Origin of the sequence: Thermomicrobium sp. CFH 73360, from assembly GCF_023806465.1 — a bacterium.
GTDB lineage: Bacteria > Chloroflexota > Chloroflexia > Thermomicrobiales > Thermomicrobiaceae > Thermomicrobium.
Map to the genome: position 1 here is coordinate 52282 of NZ_JAMSLS010000005.1, position 17496 is coordinate 69777.

The following is a 17496-nucleotide window of genomic DNA, read 5'->3' on the forward strand; positions in this document are numbered from 1 at the left end:
ACTACTTTGGTGAGAGACCGCAACTCGGGAACGCTGCCGCCCATTCTCTGTGCGATCCATGAGAGTACTCAGCGTAGGAACACGCTCCCGAATACTGGCGGCGAGATCATCATCCGTCCGAGATCACCGGTACCCCGTGGCGAAGCACGGCCCTGAAGACCAAGTAGACACCAAAACACACCCAGGCATCCGCAAACTGACTCATTCTCAGCTCAAGCGAGAAAGAGGGGGTTGTGACAGTCCCTGCAGCGCTCACTAGACTGGTGACGACTTATCTGACGACTCGATGAGAGGTGAAGTGGCGAATCTCGTACGGCGTGACGGAAGGGACGAGACGAGAGTATGGTCTCGGCTGCTGTACCGCGAGTCGCCGCTCGGCGCAGTGTTGTAAGACGTGTACGCTGGGAAATTTGGCTCCTCCTTCCGGCAACGCTGTATATCTTCCTCCTCATCGGCTTTCCCCTCGTTCTTTCGATCTATTACAGCCTCAGCCACATCTCTGTTGGACGGCGGGACTATTCGTTCGCTGGTCTCGCCAATTTTGGTGCAATTCTTGCCGATGAGATCTTTCGACAGGCGCTGAGGAACACCGTGCTGATCACGATCGTGGTGTTGATTGCTGTTCTCGTTCTTTCGACCATCCCCGCTACCGCGCTGGCAGAACGGTTTCCAGGTAAACCGGTCATCCGCTATCTCTTGCTTCTCCCCTGGGCATCCCCGGTTGTGATGAGCACTATCGCGTGGAAATGGATCTTTGACTCGCAGTACAGCGTCATTAACTGGATGGCCCGCAAGCTCCATCTTCTTGGCCCCTATGAATTTCCCCAGTGGCGGGGGATTCCGAGTCTTACCATTATTTCGATCATCATCGTGCAGGTCTAGCGCATCCTCCCCTTCGCGACTGTGATCACGCTCGCAGGAACTAGTGCCGTGCCTCGAGAACTCATCGAGGCCGCACTCGTCGATGGCGCAGGCTTCTTCACACGTCTTTTCCGGATTACCCTACCGCTCGTTCGACCGATCCTCGGTGTGGCGATCCTGTTTACGGCTCTCTTCACCTTCACCGATATGGCGGTCGTCTGGATCCTGACTCGCGGTGGCCCTTATGACACAAGTCATGTGCTGTCCAGTTGGGCTTTCCAGGTCGGGATCGTCGCCGGTGATCTCGCACAAGGCGCGGCGATCGCGCTCTTCATGCTACCGGTTCTCGCCATCGTCGCTGTGTGGGTCCTGCGGTTGTCGCATCGGGAGGTGACAGAGTGACAGCGACCGCCGACATCCGGCGCTTATTTCTGCGGCTCTTGCTTGTCGCTGTTCTGGCAATCTTCCTAGCGCAAGCACTCTTCCCCTTTGTGTGGATGGCAATCACTGCTTTCAAGCGCGATAGCGATCTCTACAATCCGACGAACAATCCTTTTCTCTTCAACGAGCCACCAACGCTCGCGCACTTTCGTCTTCTGTTTAAGGAGACGATGTTTCCTCGTTGGATTATGAATACGGCAGGGGCTGGGCTGGCTGCGGTTCTGATCACACTCGTTTTGGCGCTCCCAGCAGGCTATGCACTGGCGCGCCTCCGCGGACGGGTGGGGCAGAACCTGGGAATCGCGGTCTTCCTCACCTACCTCATCCCGCCGACACTACTTTTCCTCCCGCTTTCGCAGATCGTCAGCAGCATCGGGCTGCTGGACAATACGTGGTCGCTGGTCCTCACCTATCCCAGCCTCGCGGTTCCCTTCGTCTCCTGGCCGCTCATGGGCTTCTTCCGCTCCCTCCCGCAAGAACTAGAAGAGGCAGCCTTGGTCGACGGCGCAACACGCTTCACCGCTTTTTACCGTATCCTGCTGCCACTTGCCGTCCCGGGAATCTTGACCACTGTCATCTTCACCTTCACGCTCGCCGTCAACGAATTCATCTACGCGCTCACCTTTGTCTCGATCTCTGGCCTGAAGACGGTGAGCGTCGGCGTACCGACCGATCTCATTCGTGGTGACATCTGCTTCTGGGGTGCCATCATGGCCTCGGCGCTTGTCGTCAGCCTTCCCGTCGCCTTGCTCTATAACGCGTTCCTCGACCGATTTGTGGAGGGTTTGACCGCCGGTGCCTTGCGATGAAGTCTGGGGGTTTGGCTATCCAATCGGATTGGGTTCGGTGTCGTTACGTGAGGAGGGTCGAGCCATGCATCGCTTCACCCGGCGTCACCTGCTTGTTTTGTTGAGCAGCATGGCTGCCGCCGGGCTGCTGGCCAGCTGTGCTGGCGGCCAAGCAACGCCGACCTCAGCCCAAGCTGGTGGACAAGCGACTCCGACGCGCGCCCGCTGCTAGTCCAACGGCTGCCGCCCAGGCCAGTCCAACTGCGCCCAGTGCTACTCCAGCGGTTGCAGCGACACCGACGCGATCCGGGCCGGCCACGCTCAAGATCTTGCAGTAGAGCCACTTCGTCCCGGACTATGACAAGTGGTTCGACCAGTGGGTCCAAGAGTGGGGCGCAAAAAAAACAACGTTCAAGTCGTCTCTGACGACTCACCTACGCCGATATTCCTGCTCGGGCTGCCGAAGTGTCAGCACAAAGTGGTCACGACCTATTCGCCTTCGGGTTCCCACCCTCACAATACGAAACTGAAGTCGTTCCGCTGAACGACCTGATCAAAGAGCTGAAGCAGGAATACGGGGGCTATTACCCACTCCTTGAGCGCTCCTGCTACAACCCCAAGGCCGACGTCTGGTACAGCTTCATGGCCTTCTGGGCTGCTGACCCGATTCTCTACCGAAAAGACCTCTTCGACCAGGTTGGGAAGACGCCTGACACGTGGCAGGACATCCTCGAGGCCGGCCATCAACTCAAGCAGATGGGGAATCCGATCGGCATCGGTTTCTCGCCGGAAATCGATACCGGTATGGCGATGCGTACGATTATGTGGGGCTTTGGCACGTCGATCCAGGATGCGAATGGCAACGTGGTCATCAATAGGCCAGAGACACTTGAGGCCCTAAAGTTCGCCAAGCAGCTTTTCCAAGACGCCGAAACCGAAGAGGTGCTGGCGTGGGACGCAACCTCAAATAACCGGTTCCTTGTCTCCGGACGCGGCGAGCTAATCCTCAATGCAATTTCGGCCACGCGCACTGCCGAGGCAACATACCCTGACCTTGCACCCAAAATCGCGATTGCCAAGACTGCCGCAGGCCCCCGCGACCGGAAGGGTAGCGCACACTGGTATAACTGCTTCGTCATCTGGAAATTCTCCCCCAACGTCGATGTTGCCAAGTCGTTCTTGAAGGATCTGGTTGCTGCTTACCAAGACGCTTTCAAAGCCTCCAAGTTCTACAATATTCCTTCCTTCCCCAAGGCGGTTCCCGACTGGCAACAGCAGGTCCAGAATGATCCCAAAGCGAATCCACCAGACAAGTACGCTATGCTTGCGACCGCTCCCGATTGGACAGTGAATGTCGGCTGGCCTGGCTACATGAACGCCGCCGAGGCAGAAATCTTCGATCGTTGGATCATCAACGATCTGTTCACCAAGGTGGCCACGGGCAAAGCGTCCCCGCAAGATGCTCTCGCTGAGGCAGAGCGTCAGATTCAAGATATCTTCAAGAAGTGGAAGGACCGCGGCCTCATTTGACCGGCACCACACGAGGCGCGTGTGGCCGCCCTGGGTGTCCAGGGCGGCCTCATATTTCTGTCTTCTGCTTTGCACTCCCAGTCGGCGCGACGACTTGTACCACCAACGCTGGCCGCGTCCGCCCCGCGGCGAGTCTCAACACACGCCGAACCGCGGGGGCCGACTTCGCTCCAGATGGCCTATCGTCATCAACAATACTTGTTCTGTCGCCTCCTCACACGCAGAACAGTCTATGGCCTTTTCCGAGGCACAACGCAAGAGGCTCGGCATCTCACCCACCGATCCACAGCTCAGTTCAAGGCCCTGTTGGGGAAAGCGAGTCTATGCAACGCTCACAGTGCTTGCGCCTTACGGCCTGTACGGCAGTCACCGCCGCCAGCCCTTCTTTTGCCATTAATCCCCTTGCAATGAAGAACCCCTCCGCTCGCGTCCACGCAACCAGCGAACGAAGCGCAGCCAGGCCAGCTCGCGCTCGCTGAAACGCGGTACCTGTTCGGGGCTCACGGGTGTCTCAACAATTCGACGCCGCGGCAACTGTGCCGCTAAGCTCCACGCGACCGCATCGGTCCGCTCGCCTAAACGGAGACGTGGGACAAGGACTGTTTCCCCACCGTCAGTGAGGAGCACGATCCCGTCACGTACTTCGGCCCACCCCACCACCGGTACGCCACAACGCCACAGCGCTGCGATCAGCTCACTCAGCCCCGTCGTCCGCACCGCTCCACCCGATTCCATCGGACGCCCTTCTTACTCGAGAGCGTCGGCAACGCTCGAGTGGACCATGTTAGGACATTTGTACTGTTTCCTGCAGACCCTTCGCCTGCGCTGTACCGGACTCAGTAGGTTGTCCCTCGCCAGAGTCACCTTTCCCCTACGCCTCCACAACTGGAATAGCCAGCCCCGCTGCTCCGGGTCGAGACCCCACGGCATCCGGATAATAGCGGTGAAGAATCATCAGCCCAATGGCGGCTCGCCGCACCCGCTCCCGACCCAGTTGCACTGCAAGGTCCTCAAGGTGCCTCCCGGACGGATAGATGTTCGGCGCATTACGAAGCCCAAACTTGAGGTAGACCGGTGCGCACACCCGCACCAGTTCGGCAATCTCGTAATGTCTTACGAACCCGCCGACGTCATCCGGCACCTCAACATACACATCAAGCGGAACGTCGACCGCTGCGCGGATCGCTGCGAGCTGCGCCAGCGTGAGGTCGGTCACCACGTTGTAGGTATCGGCTCCGAGCTGCACGAGCAGCTTGACCGACGCGGGGTTCGCTGCACCCATGAGGACACTGACCTTGAACTGCATGTCCCGTGGCAGCTCACCAGCGCGTCGCATCTCGCCCGCCACCCAGAGCGCACCCTCGTCGGCCAGGAGGACACTGCGAATCCCTCGTTCGGCCGCCCGCCGCACGTCTTCAAGGCAATGCACGAGCTGTTCTTGGCCGCGCAGCTTGGCGCTCACCATCGCCCCCACGCTTGCTCGCGCCATTCCGCCGATGTCCCATCCCGCACTTGGGCGCGCGAAGAGGCTGAGTTCCATCCCCTCCGCGGCTGCGAGGTACCCCATTTCGCGGATTTCCTCATCAGTGAGCAGCATGACGCCGCTTCCCTGCGAGATGCGGTGCACGACGACGCCGTAACGCCTCGCCTCTTCAATGACCGCGGCGAGTACACGCGGCCCCTCCGTACTCGGAATCTCGACCCGGTACTGCGCACCGTCGGGAAACCGTTTGGTACTCGTCGGTAGTTCGTGCAGATCGCCTCGTGGCAGCCCCAACCGCTCCAAGAACGCTCGCGTCCGCTCCACCCTTCGCCACCCCCATGCGCCTTAGCTGCGAGCGCGCCGCACCCGCGCTCGTCGCCGCTTCTGCCAGATATCAAGCGCAACTGCCAAGATGATGACCGTCCCCGTCACCGCCTGCTGCGCGTACGTGCTCACGCCCAGTAAGACCATGCCGTTCTCCAGCACACCCATGATCGCCGCCCCAAGCACGGCCCCAAGAACCGTTCCCTCGCCACCCATGAGGCTCGTTCCACCGATGATTGAGGCCGCGATGACCGGCAGTTCGAACCCCAGTCCCGCCGACGGTTGTGCCGATACAAGTCGGGCAACGAGGATCAGTCCAGCCAGTGCAGCCAGTGTGGAACACAGGATGTACACCAAGAGCCTCACCCGTTCGACCGGAATGCCCGCCAGCCGGGCAGCCTCTGGGTTCCCCCCGACCGCGTAGATGTACCGCCCATACGTCGTGAAGCCGAGGAAGATCGTCCCAAGGATGGTCAAGACGACCATGATGACGACTGGAACCGGTACGATCCAAATATATCCTTGACCAAGCCAGATGAAGGCTTGGTAGTCGTAGGGAACCGTCACTGGATAGCCCTTGGTCAACACGTAGACGAGGCCCCGCCCGATGCTGAGCGTCCCCAACGTCGCGATGAAGGGCGGCAGCCCCACGCGCGTAATCAACAGGCCATTAACGAGCCCGACCAGGGCGCCCACAGCGAGGCCAGCCAGCACCGCCACCGGCAATGGTGCTCCGCGCTCGAGCAACATCCCGGTCGAAAGGCCAGCGAGCGCCAGCACCGAGCCGACGGAAAGATCGATTCCACCGGTGAGAATGACCATCGTCTGACCGATGGCCACGATCGCCGTGAGCGAGAAGGCCCGTGCCACACCAAAGAGGTTCCCCGTTGTCAGAAATGCGTCAGTGGTCACGGAGAGGAAGAGGCCGAGGACGAGCAGCGCAACCAGGATGTTGAATTCCCGCAGCCCGGTCAACCGCTGCAAGACCCGGCGGCCCCATGTTCCTGGCTTGACCGGTGACCACACGGAGGTTCGTTCGGCTTGGCCGATCTCCGCTGTGACGGCTTCCTGTCGTGGCGCACGCGGATCCATCGCCTCACCGCCCCACTGTCTGTACCGGCTGGACGAGTACCGGTCGCGCAACCTGGAGGACCAAGACGTTCACCGGCAACTGCCGGTCATGCACATACCGCACCAGTGCGCCTGGATCAGCCAGATTCGCGGCGAACATGTCGTAGTGCAACGGCACCAGGAGCTCCGCACCGATCCCAACGGCGAGGTGGGCGGCTTCCCGCACGTCGAGGTTGCCAACGATGTCCTCGCGCTCCCGGAACCAATCGCGGCCATTGATCGGTAACAGCACGATCTGCGGTCCGAGCGAGCGTAGCGCTTCTTCAAGCCCCTCATACGCGATCGTGTCCCCCGCATGGTAGAGCCGCACACCACCGAAATCCACGACATACCCCAGAAACCGCGGCACCCCATCCACCTCGCCAAAGCTGTAGGCATCAGCAGTATGGAGTCCGTGTTTCGCCGGCACTGGCCACACAGTCACGCCGGCCAGCTCATACGCACGGCCAGGGCGCACGCCGCGCACCCGTCCTTCCGGTACACCCGCCGCCACGAGCTGCGGCATAACCGGTTCCGGGCAGGCGAAGAGCGCCATCGGCGCAGCCGCTGCGATCCCAGCACACGCCGCACCATCAAGGTGATCCCAATGCTCGTGCGTCACGAGCACAAGATCAACCATCGTGAGTTCGTTAGGAGTTATTGGCGGTGGTACCAACCGATCAGGATGTGGTGAGAGAAACGGATCGATCAGAACAATACGGCCCCCACCTGCCAGCGCGACGCTCGCCTGTCCCAACCGCACCAAACCGACGGCATGCTCGCGCGCTGCGAGATCACCCAGCATCTGACCAAGCGTGCCCATGCTGCCCCCTTCAGGAGCGCTCCGCCTGCCGACGGTGCCAGTCTTCGGCGAAGAGGTTGAAAAAGACACGCCGGCGCGGGTACCGCTCGAGCACTGCGTGATCGAGTTCCACACCAAGCCCTGGTCCGCTTGGCAACGGGAAGTAGCCGTCCACGACCTCCGGCACCCCCGGTGCAGCGGCCTTCACGTGTGCCTCGGCGAAGTCGTTGAAGTGCTCCTGAATCTTGAAATTCGTCGTACAGGCCGCTAGGTGCAAGTTGGCAGCTGTTCCCACCGGCCCACAGACGTTGTGCGGCGCAACCAGGATGTAATAGGCGTCCGCCCAGGCTGCCAGCTTCTTCGTCTCTAGGAGCCCGCCGAGGTGCGTGATGTCCGGCTGGATAATGTCCGCTGCCTGCAGTTCGAACAACTCGCGGAAGTCGTAGCGCGTGTGGATTCGCTCTCCAGTCGCTACCGGTACGGAGACCTGCTCCGCCACCTTCTTCAGCGCCGCGAGGTTGTGCGGAGGAACCGGCTCCTCGATCCAGCCAGGACGGTATGGTTCCAGTAGTCGCGCCATCTCAACGGCGGTCACCGGGTTGAAACGCCCATGCATCTCGATCAAAATCTCGACGTCTGGCCCAACGGCTTCCCGCACTGCCTCGACTAGGGCAACCACTCGCCGCTTCTCTTCCAGGTCGAGCTCGTAGTATCCCGCACCGAACGGATCAAGCTTCAGTGCTCGGTACCCACGCTCAACGACTCGTCGGGCCGCCTCGGCGAACTCCTCTGGTGTTCGCTCAACGGTGTACCAGCCGTTGGCATACGCCTTGATCTGGTCGCGCACCGCACCACCGAGCAGCTGGTAGACTGGTAGACCCAGTGCCTTCCCCATGATGTCCCAGCACGCGATTTCGATGGCCGCAATGCCGGACATCATTATGTAATCTGGTCGCGCATAGTCATTGCGCATCATCCGGAAGACTAGGTCCTCGATACGGAACGGGTCACTCCCCAGCACGTGGTTCGGGACCGCCTCGGCCAGGTAGCCCAGCAAGGCATCCGTGTGATTCAACATCCGGGCTTCGCCGACCCCAGTAATGCCCTCGTCGGTGTGGACTTCAACGAAGGTCAAGTTGCGCCAGGCCGTCCCCAACACGTACGTCTTCACATCGACAATTCGCACGAGTCGCTCCTTCCCTCACACTGTCACCTGGTGCCCCGTCGCCGCAGCCAGGACGCCCTCTTCCGTCGCCTCCTCGCGCGGGAATTCGGCCACAATGCGGCCACCACTCATGACCAGAACCCGGTGACTCATACTCAGCACTTCCGGAAGCTCCGACGAGATCAGCAGAATCCCCATACCGGCCTCGGCGAGCTCGGCAATGAGTGTGTGAACCTCCGCTTTCGCCCCAACGTCGATCCCACGCGTCGGCTCGTCGAGGATCAACACCTTCGGATTGGTCGCCAACGCCCGCGCTAACACAACCTTCTGCTGGTTCCCTCCGCTCAGATTCATCACCCGCTGCTCAAGTGACGGCGTTCGGATCCGGAGACGTTCGACGAAAAGCTGGGTGATCCGCTCCTCAGCACGGCGAGAGGGAAACCCCAACCATCCTAGTTGTGCGAGGACCGGCAAGGTCACGTTCTCCCGCACCGAAAGGATCAGCACCAGCCCCTGCAACTTGCGGTCCTCCGGGACGAGGACGATCCCGTGTCGTGCGGCATCGCGCGGATTCCGGATCGTCACCAACCGACCATCGATGCGGATCTCCCCACGATCGACCGGGTCCACCCCAAAGAGGCACCGTGCGAGCTCCGTGCGTCCAGCCCCGACGAGCCCAGCCAAGCCAACGATCTCCCCTCCCCGCACCCTCAGGCTGACGTCATGCAGGACACCCGAGCGACAGAGGCCGCGCACCTCTAACCGAATGGGACCAGGCGTCGAGCGGACCGCCCGGTAATACGCCGAAAGATCGCGTCCAACCATCATCCGAATCAGTCCCTCACGCGTCGCCTCACCGATTGGCAGCGTCCCCACTACCCGGCCGTCACGGAGCACCGTGACCCGATCGGCGAGGGCGAAGATTTCCTCCAAGCGATGGGAGATGTAGATGACTGCGACACCCTGTGCGCGTAAGCCACGCAAAATTTCAAACAGTCGCTCTGTTTCTTGGAGCGAGAGCGAACTCGTCGGCTCGTCGAGGATCAACACCCGCACGTCTTGCGAAAGCGCTCGCGCGATTTCGACCAGCTGCTTCTGGGCCACGCTCAACTCGCGGACTTGCCACTGTGGGTCGATTCGGACACCGACACGCTCCAGCACGCGCGCCGCGTCGCGCCACAGGCGCGGCCAGTCCACGCTTCCGGGAAGCCCCGGCCGCTCCGGCAGTCGCCCAAGGAACACGTTCTCCCCGACCGACAAGGTGTCGATGACGCTGAGCTCCTGGTAGATGATCCCAATACCTTGCGCGAGAGCCTGACGCGGATCGGAGAATCGAACCCGTCGGCCGTCGAGCAGGATTTCTCCTTCGTCAGGCTGGAGCGCACCGGAGAGGATCTTCATCAGCGTCGATTTCCCCGCCCCATTCTCCCCGACGACTGCCAGTATCTCTCCGGGCGAGACACACAGCGACACGCGCTCCAAGGCGACGACACCGGGGAACCGTTTACTGATGTTGCGCGCTTCAAGGACCGGAACGGTCATCGCTTCCCCTTCACCGTCATAGCGGTGGGCCAGGGGCGCTCCAGTCCCCTGGCCCTGATGGCTCACTTCGTGTAGCTGTTGAGGTTCTCCTTCGTCACAACAGTGACGCCGGTATCGATATTCTGGAACGGAGGCTTGGCCTTTCCAGTCAGAATGTCATAAGCCCACTGCACGGTCAACACACCCATCTGAACCGGACGCTGCACCATCGTTGCTGCGATAATTCCTTCGTCAATCGCCCGCTTCGTCTCCTCCAAATCGTCAAAAGCGACGATGACCAGCTTTCCGATCCGCTCCTGAAACTCGGGCGACTTGAGCACTTGGGCAAGTGTTGGCCCACCCGTTGCGCTCACGCAGGCGATGCCATTGAGATCCGGATGTGCCCGCAGCATCGCCTCACTGACCGAGAGCCCCTTCTGGAGATCATCGTCGGTAGCCTGGACGTCAACGACCTGAATGTTCGGTCCGACCCCTTCCTTGAATCCCTCAATACGCGATTCAGGTTGAGCGCACCAAGCCCGCCAGTGATGATCCCGACCTTCCCTTGTCCGTTGAGAAGTTTGACCATCGTCCGGCCAGCAGCTTTGTTATCCGTGCCGATGTACATGACACGCTGGCTGTTCGGGGAATCCGCGTCGAAGGTCATCATCAGAATGCCCTGCTTCATCCCCTCAGCGATAACCGGCTCGACCGACTTCGGCTCGTTCGGCGAGATCGAGATGGCATGCACCTTCTTGCGGATCAGGTCCTCGATCATCGAGACCTGTTGGGCTGGATCGGCCTGCTGTGGCGCCACCCACTGGAAGTCCACGCCCAGTTCCTTGGCCTTCTGCTCGCCACCCTTCCGAACATCCTCAAAGAACGGGTGCACGAGCTTCGGCACCATCGCGACCGTGATCTTCGTCCCCGGGGCGACTGTCGGGACCGGCCCGGCTGCAGCCGCAGTCGTCGGTGTTGCGGCTTGAGCCGGCGTTGGACTCGCCGCCGGCACGGCCGTCGGCGTGGCCTGGCCACCCCCGCATGCACCGAGAAGCGACAGTCCCGCACCACCAACCAATACCGAACGCAGCAGCTGCCGCCGCGTTACGAGTCTCCGCATCGTCCGCTCATCCATGACCATCTCCTCCCGACTCGTCGATACTTTGCCCATCGAGTCATCAGATCGCCTGATGACGTGATGCTCGATCTCCAACGTCACCTCCCCCCACTACGACTCAGCTGTCAGCGACGAGCGCCGAGTGCCACGGAGGCAACTCTGGCTGCCAGGTCCCCTGCGAAATCTCCCGGTACCCGAGCCGCTGCGAGAGTTCCCGCGCTCCCTCCCAGACTAAGCGTGAAAGCTCCAAGAAGCGCTCCGGCGTATCACGCACGACCGGGAACGAAATACTCATCGCCGCCACCATTCGGCCGCGATGGTCGTAGATCGGCGCCGCCACACAGCGGACATCAGGGTTGGATTCGCAGTTGTCCCACGCGATCCCTCGCGCCCGCGTCCGTGCCAGCTCTGCCCGTAGAGCATCCACCGAACGGAGACTGTTTCGCGTCATGCCCGGGAGCTCCCGCACACCGGCAAACCGCTCGGCAAACTCCTCTTCACTCAGGCCGGAGAGCAACATCTTGCCAACCGCGGTGCAGTGTGCCGGTAGTCGGCGACCGATCGCTGAGACAAGGCGCAGTGCATTCGTACTGTCCACCTTGGCGATGTAGAAGACGTCCGTCCCCTCCAGCACTGCGATGTGCACTGTCTCGTCACAGGACGCTGCCACCCGACGCGCCACGATCTGACCTTCGCGCGCGAGATCCAGCCCAGCCGCATAGGCATTACCGAGCTCGAAGACACGGACATCCAGCGCGTAGCGGTGTGGGTTCCCCTCAATCGGCCGCAAGTAACGACGAGCGACGAGTGTCGCAACGAGCTCATGTGCCGTACTGCGCGGCAAATCCAGCGCTCGCGCAATCTCCGGCACAGAAAGCGACTCCGGCTGGGGAGACCGCAAGAAGAGCTCGAGGATGTCTAGTGCTCGTTCAACTGCGGGTACGCGTCGCGGCATTTCCGTGTGTCCGATATTTCAGACACTATCCGACAGGTCGTCTCTCGTCTGCGCACAGTCTAGTGCTACAGGAAGGGGCTGTCAACCCTTCCCTGACAGATTTGCTACGTGCCAGGGGAGAACAACCGGCCAGCAACGCTTGACTTCCGCTGGAGTACGACCAGGGCGAGCACTCACGCCAATATTTCCTAGAGCGCTTCAGGCGCAGCTCCAGTACTCCTGAAAACGATCAGGGCGCCGTCACGGCGAGCACTGTTGGACTGCCACTGCGCTCGTGCTCCACGCGGATGACCCGCTCTCGAAACCGGTCTTCTGTCTTCTCAGCACGGGGAATGGGGTATCGTCATGCCGATCCTCTCCGCAACCCAGGCGTGCACCCCCGTAAGAGCGTGTTGCGTTGTTACCAGCATCCAGATCGCAACTGCGGGAACACCGGAAGGTCGGTAAATGCGGTGCCTCAAGCTGCAGCTCGCCTGCTCCCGAAGGTATCACAGGAGGATCAACAAGACCGATCTTGGCGCCGCGAGGATCCGTCCTCGGCGCTCACTCGGTTCGACCGCCCCGCATCGGGCAGAAGCACCAAGAGTGACCTGGTTCTGCAGTGTAGCAGCCATCCAAGATCCACGAATTCGAAATCGCATCCCCCGCTGGTGTTCCAGTGACAGGGGACGAGTCAGAGGCACGAAGAGCAGCAACTCAGCAGCACGGTCCAGGGGCCGGGCTCGCAGACGTCCCTTTGCGTCTCGCATGAAGCGCTGTAACGCGCCAGTGCAGGGGATATGGGAACGAGATCGCCAAGCAAATGATCGCGCAAGGCGCCAGCCTATTGGAAACGGCAGGCCATCAACGCCACGGTCTCCGCGCGCCAAACTCGATGGAATCGTCTGAGGAATGCCTCTTGACATCCGCTCCACCAGCCATTATTGTGTCTCCTGGCAGCGTGAGTACGGTACACAAGCCGGACACGGCATTGTCTGCAGTGTCTGGCTCGTTTCAGTTTTGGGTCAGGTCATCGCTCGCTCGCACGCAGGAACAGAGGACTGCCTACTGCGTGCATTGGGTTAGCTTTCGATTGGGGAAGGATCGAGCATTTTCGTCGTGGTGTGCCGGATCTGCAGTGTATGCACGGGACTCACAGACCCTCCTTGGCCGGTTGGGAAATCCCGGCCGCCACCTCGCCGCTCGCAGTTCCGATTCTGGTTGCGAAGAACCAGGAAGGAGCGAGCGGGACGATGAGCAGCCACACCAGCGGTCTTTTGAGCCTCGCCGAACTCACACAACTGGTGGAGTCCGGTGAGATCGACACCGTCATCAACGCCATCTGCGACATGCAGGGGCGCCTGATGGGGAAGCGCGTGCGGGCCGACTTCTTCCTCGACCATGTTCGCGAGCACGGTACCCACTTCTGCACATATCTCCTCGGAACCGACATGGAGATGACCACTCCGGGTGGTTACCGCCTCATGAACTGGAAGACCGGTTACGGCGACTGGGTCGCCCGTCCCGACTTTGCCACGCTGCGGCGTATCCCCTGGCTGGAAGGGACAGCGCTCGTCCTAGCCGATGCGGTCGACGAGGAGACCGGCGAACTCATCCCGGTTGCCCCACGCACGATTTTGCGCCAGCAGGTCTCGCGGGCCAGCGCTCTGGGCTTCCGTGTCATGATGGCGAGTGAGCTCGAGTTCTATCTCCTCAAAGATTCCTATGACGAGGCCCACGAGAAGGGGTACCGCGCTCTACAACCCTTCGGCTGGTACAACGAGGACTACCACCTTTTCCAAGGCACCAAAGCTGAACCAATCTACCGGCAGATCCGCAACCTCATGACCGCCGCCGGAATCCCCATTGAGTTCTCCAAGGGGGAAGCCGCTGCCGGCCAGCACGAGATCAATATCCATTATGCTGATGCGCTCGATTCAGCAGATCGCGCCATTCTCTTCAAGCACGGCGTCAAAGAGATCGCCTATCTCAACGGCCTCTCCGTCACCTTCATGGCCAAGCCGCATCATACCTGGACCGGCTCGAGTTCACACATCCACCTGAGCATCTGGGACAGCAATGGCGAGCGAAACCTCTTCTACGATCCTGACGGCCACCCCTACCACATGAGCCGCCTCATGCAGCATGCCTTAGCTGGTCTCATCGCGCACGCCCGGGAGCTCTCACTCTTCGTCGCCTCGAACGTGAACTCCTATAAGCGCTACGCTGTTGCCAGCTGGGCTCCGGTCAATGTTGTGTGGGGGCGCGACAATCGCACCTGCGGCTTCCGCATTGTTGGACACGGCCAGTCGTTGCGCATCGAGAGCCGCATCCCCGGCGCCGACGCCAATCCCTACCTTGCCTACGCCGCCATGATCGCCGCGGCGCTTGACGGCATCGAGCGCGAGCTCCCACTTCCACCAGAGTACCGCGGCAATGCGTACGAAGCCCGCGACGTCGTCCGTGTGCCACGAACGCTCGCCGAGGCAATGATGGAATTCGACCGCTCGACATTCGCTCGCCAGGTCTTTGGTGATCTCGTCGTCGACCACTACGTCAACATGGCGCGGGTAGAGCAAGAGGCGTTCGATGCGGTGGTCACCGATTGGGAACTGTACCGCTACTTCGAGCGCGGCTAAGGGAGGGAAGACGATGGGCACACGGCTGGCCGGCAAAGTCTGCATCATCACGGGAGCGGGTTCCGGGATCGGTCGTGAGTCGGCACTCCTCTTCTCCCAGGAAGGGGCGAAGGTTGTAGTCGCCGACCTGAATGTGGCGGGTGGTGAAGAGACGGTCCGTCTGATCCAGGAGGCTGGGGGTGAGGCGCTGTTCGTCCGCACCGACGTCACGAAGGCAGCCGAGGTCGAAGCCTTAGTCCGCACCGCCGAGGAGACCTACGGCAAGCTCGACGTCATGTTCAACAATGCCGGGATCTTTCCCGACGAGGATGGCTCGGTGGTCGACACGCCCGAAGAGGTCTGGGACCGTGTCATGGCAGTCAACCTCAAAGGCGTCTTCCTCGGTTGTAAGTACGCTATCCCAGCCATGCTGCGCGCCGGTGGCGGCTCGATCATCAATACCGCGAGTTTCGTCGCCATCATGGGAGCCGCTGTCCCCCAGATCGCCTACACCGCGAGCAAGGGGGGCGTGCTGGCCATGACGCGCGAAATCGCCATCGAGTTCGCACGGAAGAATATCCGGGCCAACGCCCTCTGTCCTGGACCAGTCGACACCCCGCTTCTGCGATCGATTCTGGCGGATCCAGCCAAGCGGCAACGTCGGCTGGTGCATATCCCGATGGGTCGCTTTGCCCAAGCACGGGAGATCGCCCAGGCTGCGCTGTTTCTTGCCTCAGATGAGTCGTCCTACGTGACGGCAACCGCCTTCCTTGTCGACGGTGGTATTACTGCTGCCTACATCACACCAGAGGATTGAAGCCGCAAATCTTTTGAGAGGAGGGGAGCCATGGGAGAGAGCATCGAACGCGGCGGTGTGCGCTATGAGAAGGTTGGGCAGGACTACCTTGAGCAACGGAAACTACGTCGGCACGCCAACTGGGTGTTACTCTGGGCCCTCGGTGTCGGCGCAGTCATTTCTGGAGACTTCTTCGGCTGGAACTTTGGGCTCGACGCTGGCGGCTTCGGTGGGCTCCTGATCGCCACGGTGCTCATGGCGATCATGTACCTCTGCATGGTTTATAGCATCGCTGAACTCAGTACGGCACTGCCCCATGCCGGTGGCTTTTATTCCTTCACCCGCAGTGCTTTCGGCCCTTGGGGCGGATACTTGGTGGGCGTTACCGACACCATTGAGTACGTCATCACCCCAGCAGTCATCGTAGTCGGTATCGGCGGCTATATGAACACACTCTTCCCGTCGGTCCCCGTCTGGATCTGGTGGCTCGTCTTCTACGCCATCTTCGTGGGCATCAACATTGCTGGAGTAGAGATTACCCTTCGGGTCGGTTTAGTCGTGACCATCCTCGCCATGCTTGTGCTGCTGATCTTCTACATTGGCGCGGTCGCCTCCGGCGCCTTCAGCTGGGATCTGGTTTTCAACATCGAGCCCGATCCAAACCGCGCTGGCAGCTCCACGTTTCTTCCAAAAGGCTTTTTTGGGATTTTTGCCGCTATCCCCTTTGCTATTTGGTTCTATCTCGCGATTGAGGAACTCCCGCTCGCTGCCGAGGAAACCCATGATGTTGTGCGGGACATGCCACGCGGTCTGATCACCGGCATCTTCACATTGCTTGCCCTCTCCGTGTTCACCTTGATCTTCAACTCGGGCGTGAATGGTGGCGCCGCCCAAATTGGTGTCTCGGGTGCACCGCTCGCCGACGGCTTCGTTGCTGTCTTTGGAAGCGGTGCAACCACCACTGTCCTCACGCTCATCGCCTTGACTGGGCTCATTGCCAGCTTCCATACGATCATCTATGCCTACGGTCGCGTCATCTTTGCGCTCTCACGCGCTGGCTACTATCCACGCTTCCTGTCTGTCACTGGGCGCAAGACCCACACACCGCACCGTGCCCTCATCGCTGGTGCCATCATCGGGCTGCTCTGCGCCTTGATCATTGATCGCTTCGGCACCGGGATTGTGGGAGCTGCACTCTTGAACATGGCCGTCTTCGGCGCAGTTATCTCCTATGCGGCAGTAATGCTTGCCTACATTCGCCTCAAGGTCACTCGTCCGGAGCTCCCACGCCCCTATCAGAGTCCCTTCGGGATCCCCGGTGCGGCAATCGGCGCAATCTTGGCAATCGTCGCTCTACTCGCAACCTTCTCCATCCAGGACTACCGTCCTGGCGTCTTGGGAGTCGCCTTCTTCCTGGTGATCGCGATCCTCTACTTCGCCCTGTACTCCCGTCACAAGTTGGTCGCCCAGGCACCGGAGGAGGAGGTCGCCCTGATCCTGGAGGCGGAGAAAGAGCTCAAGCACCAGTACGTCGAGCTCGAGTCAGAGGAAGAGCGCTTGCGCCTGGAACAGCGTGAGGCGAGGGACCGCTGAGGCACGACGACATCGCATCTTCTCGCCGGCAACAACTTGTTCTTCGTGATCGTGTCGCCTCGTGAAGCCCGCTGGCTCGGCGTGGCCTCTCGCGCCGAGCCAGCGCCATCCCAACTGCCGGAGCTCCCTCTGCCGCAGATCTCCGTTCTGTCTTCTTCGTCGTAACCACCGCTACCTCTTCACCGAATAACCCAAGAGGGTACTGATGAGGAGCGGCTGTACTCGCTTCACGCGCATGAAGTCTGCGCTGAGGCTACGCCACTCCTGGCGCCATAACGGTGCCACGCTGGTTGGGGGCGAAGAGATCGTAGAGGATCTCATCGCACTCCACCCTCGCTCCTTGCTCCGCTCTGGAGGAAGACCGGGGCATCAGCACGAGAAGATGACTGCCGCATCGTCCAGATCAGGCGGCA

15 protein-coding genes and 1 pseudogene are annotated in these 17496 nt (G+C 60.9%); 8 read left to right on the top strand and 8 right to left on the bottom strand.

Going from position 1 to position 17496, the window contains the following annotated elements; genetic code table 11:
- Window positions 1-342: 342 nt before the first annotated feature.
- From NET03_RS09905 to NET03_RS09925, 5 genes are all read left to right on the top strand, one after another.
- Window positions 343-882: a carbohydrate ABC transporter permease gene (locus NET03_RS09905; RefSeq protein ID WP_252128755.1), complete on the top strand. Its 540-nt coding sequence runs from the start codon at window positions 343-345 to the stop codon at window positions 880-882.
- A 3-nt stretch (window positions 883-885) separates the two neighbouring features.
- Window positions 886-1263: a carbohydrate ABC transporter permease gene (locus NET03_RS09910; protein WP_353655813.1), complete on the top strand. Its 378-nt coding sequence runs from the start codon at window positions 886-888 to the stop codon at window positions 1261-1263.
- Window positions 1260-2111: a carbohydrate ABC transporter permease gene (locus NET03_RS09915; RefSeq protein ID WP_252128757.1), complete on the top strand. Its 852-nt coding sequence runs from the start codon at window positions 1260-1262 to the stop codon at window positions 2109-2111. Before NET03_RS09910 ends, NET03_RS09915 begins: the two co-directional genes overlap by 4 nt.
- Before the next feature lie 64 nt (window positions 2112-2175).
- Window positions 2176-2322 (top strand): hypothetical protein, encoded by a 147-nt coding sequence (locus NET03_RS09920; protein ID WP_252128758.1) that lies wholly within the window; start codon window positions 2176-2178, stop codon window positions 2320-2322.
- A 233-nt stretch (window positions 2323-2555) separates the two neighbouring features.
- Window positions 2556-3620 (top strand): extracellular solute-binding protein, encoded by a 1065-nt coding sequence (locus tag NET03_RS09925; RefSeq protein ID WP_252128759.1) that lies wholly within the window; start codon window positions 2556-2558, stop codon window positions 3618-3620.
- Between the two features lie 393 nt (window positions 3621-4013).
- Here the strand turns inward: NET03_RS09925 and NET03_RS09930 are convergent, their stop codons facing one another.
- From NET03_RS09930 to NET03_RS09970, 8 genes and pseudogenes are all read right to left on the bottom strand, one after another.
- Entirely contained in the window at window positions 4014-4355 is a 342-nt protein-coding gene (locus tag NET03_RS09930) for a hypothetical protein (protein WP_252128760.1), read from the bottom strand.
- Window positions 4356-4491: 136 nt separating this feature from the next.
- Entirely contained in the window at window positions 4492-5427 is a 936-nt protein-coding gene (locus NET03_RS09935) for a U32 family peptidase (protein ID WP_252128761.1), read from the bottom strand.
- Between the two features lie 21 nt (window positions 5428-5448).
- On the bottom strand, window positions 5449-6519 hold the full coding sequence (locus NET03_RS09940) for an ABC transporter permease (RefSeq protein ID WP_252128762.1): 1071 nt from the start codon (window positions 6517-6519) through the stop codon (window positions 5449-5451).
- Between the two features lie 4 nt (window positions 6520-6523).
- Window positions 6524-7360, bottom strand: a complete 837-nt coding sequence (locus NET03_RS09945; protein WP_252128763.1) for an MBL fold metallo-hydrolase — start codon at window positions 7358-7360, stop codon at window positions 6524-6526.
- 10 nt (window positions 7361-7370) lie between these two features.
- Window positions 7371-8525 carry a mandelate racemase/muconate lactonizing enzyme family protein gene (locus NET03_RS09950; protein WP_252128764.1) on the bottom strand — a complete coding sequence of 385 codons (1155 nt, stop codon included), beginning with the start codon at window positions 8523-8525 and terminating at the stop codon, window positions 7371-7373.
- A gap of 15 nt (window positions 8526-8540) precedes the next feature.
- The gene (locus NET03_RS09955; protein WP_252128765.1) at window positions 8541-10046 is read right to left on the bottom strand and encodes a sugar ABC transporter ATP-binding protein; all 1506 of its coding nucleotides are present in this window, start codon (window positions 10044-10046) and stop codon (window positions 8541-8543) included.
- A gap of 62 nt (window positions 10047-10108) precedes the next feature.
- A pseudogene (locus tag NET03_RS13845) lies at window positions 10109-11196 on the bottom strand (sugar-binding protein).
- Window positions 11197-11260: 64 nt separating this feature from the next.
- Window positions 11261-12097 carry an IclR family transcriptional regulator gene (locus tag NET03_RS09970; RefSeq protein ID WP_252128767.1) on the bottom strand — a complete coding sequence of 279 codons (837 nt, stop codon included), beginning with the start codon at window positions 12095-12097 and terminating at the stop codon, window positions 11261-11263.
- A gap of 1232 nt (window positions 12098-13329) precedes the next feature.
- On the opposite strand from NET03_RS09970, the gene NET03_RS09975 reads away from it, so the two are divergent.
- From NET03_RS09975 to eat, 3 genes are read left to right on the top strand one after another with little or no spacing between them, the layout of a single operon-like run.
- A complete protein-coding gene (locus tag NET03_RS09975; protein WP_252128768.1) occupies window positions 13330-14715 on the top strand; it encodes a glutamine synthetase family protein in 1386 nt (461 codons plus the stop codon).
- A 13-nt stretch (window positions 14716-14728) separates the two neighbouring features.
- Window positions 14729-15511 carry a glucose 1-dehydrogenase gene (locus NET03_RS09980; protein WP_252128769.1) on the top strand — a complete coding sequence of 261 codons (783 nt, stop codon included), beginning with the start codon at window positions 14729-14731 and terminating at the stop codon, window positions 15509-15511.
- A 30-nt stretch (window positions 15512-15541) separates the two neighbouring features.
- Window positions 15542-17083: an ethanolamine permease gene (eat, locus tag NET03_RS09985; protein ID WP_252128770.1), complete on the top strand. Its 1542-nt coding sequence runs from the start codon at window positions 15542-15544 to the stop codon at window positions 17081-17083.
- Window positions 17084-17496: the final 413 nt, after the last annotated feature.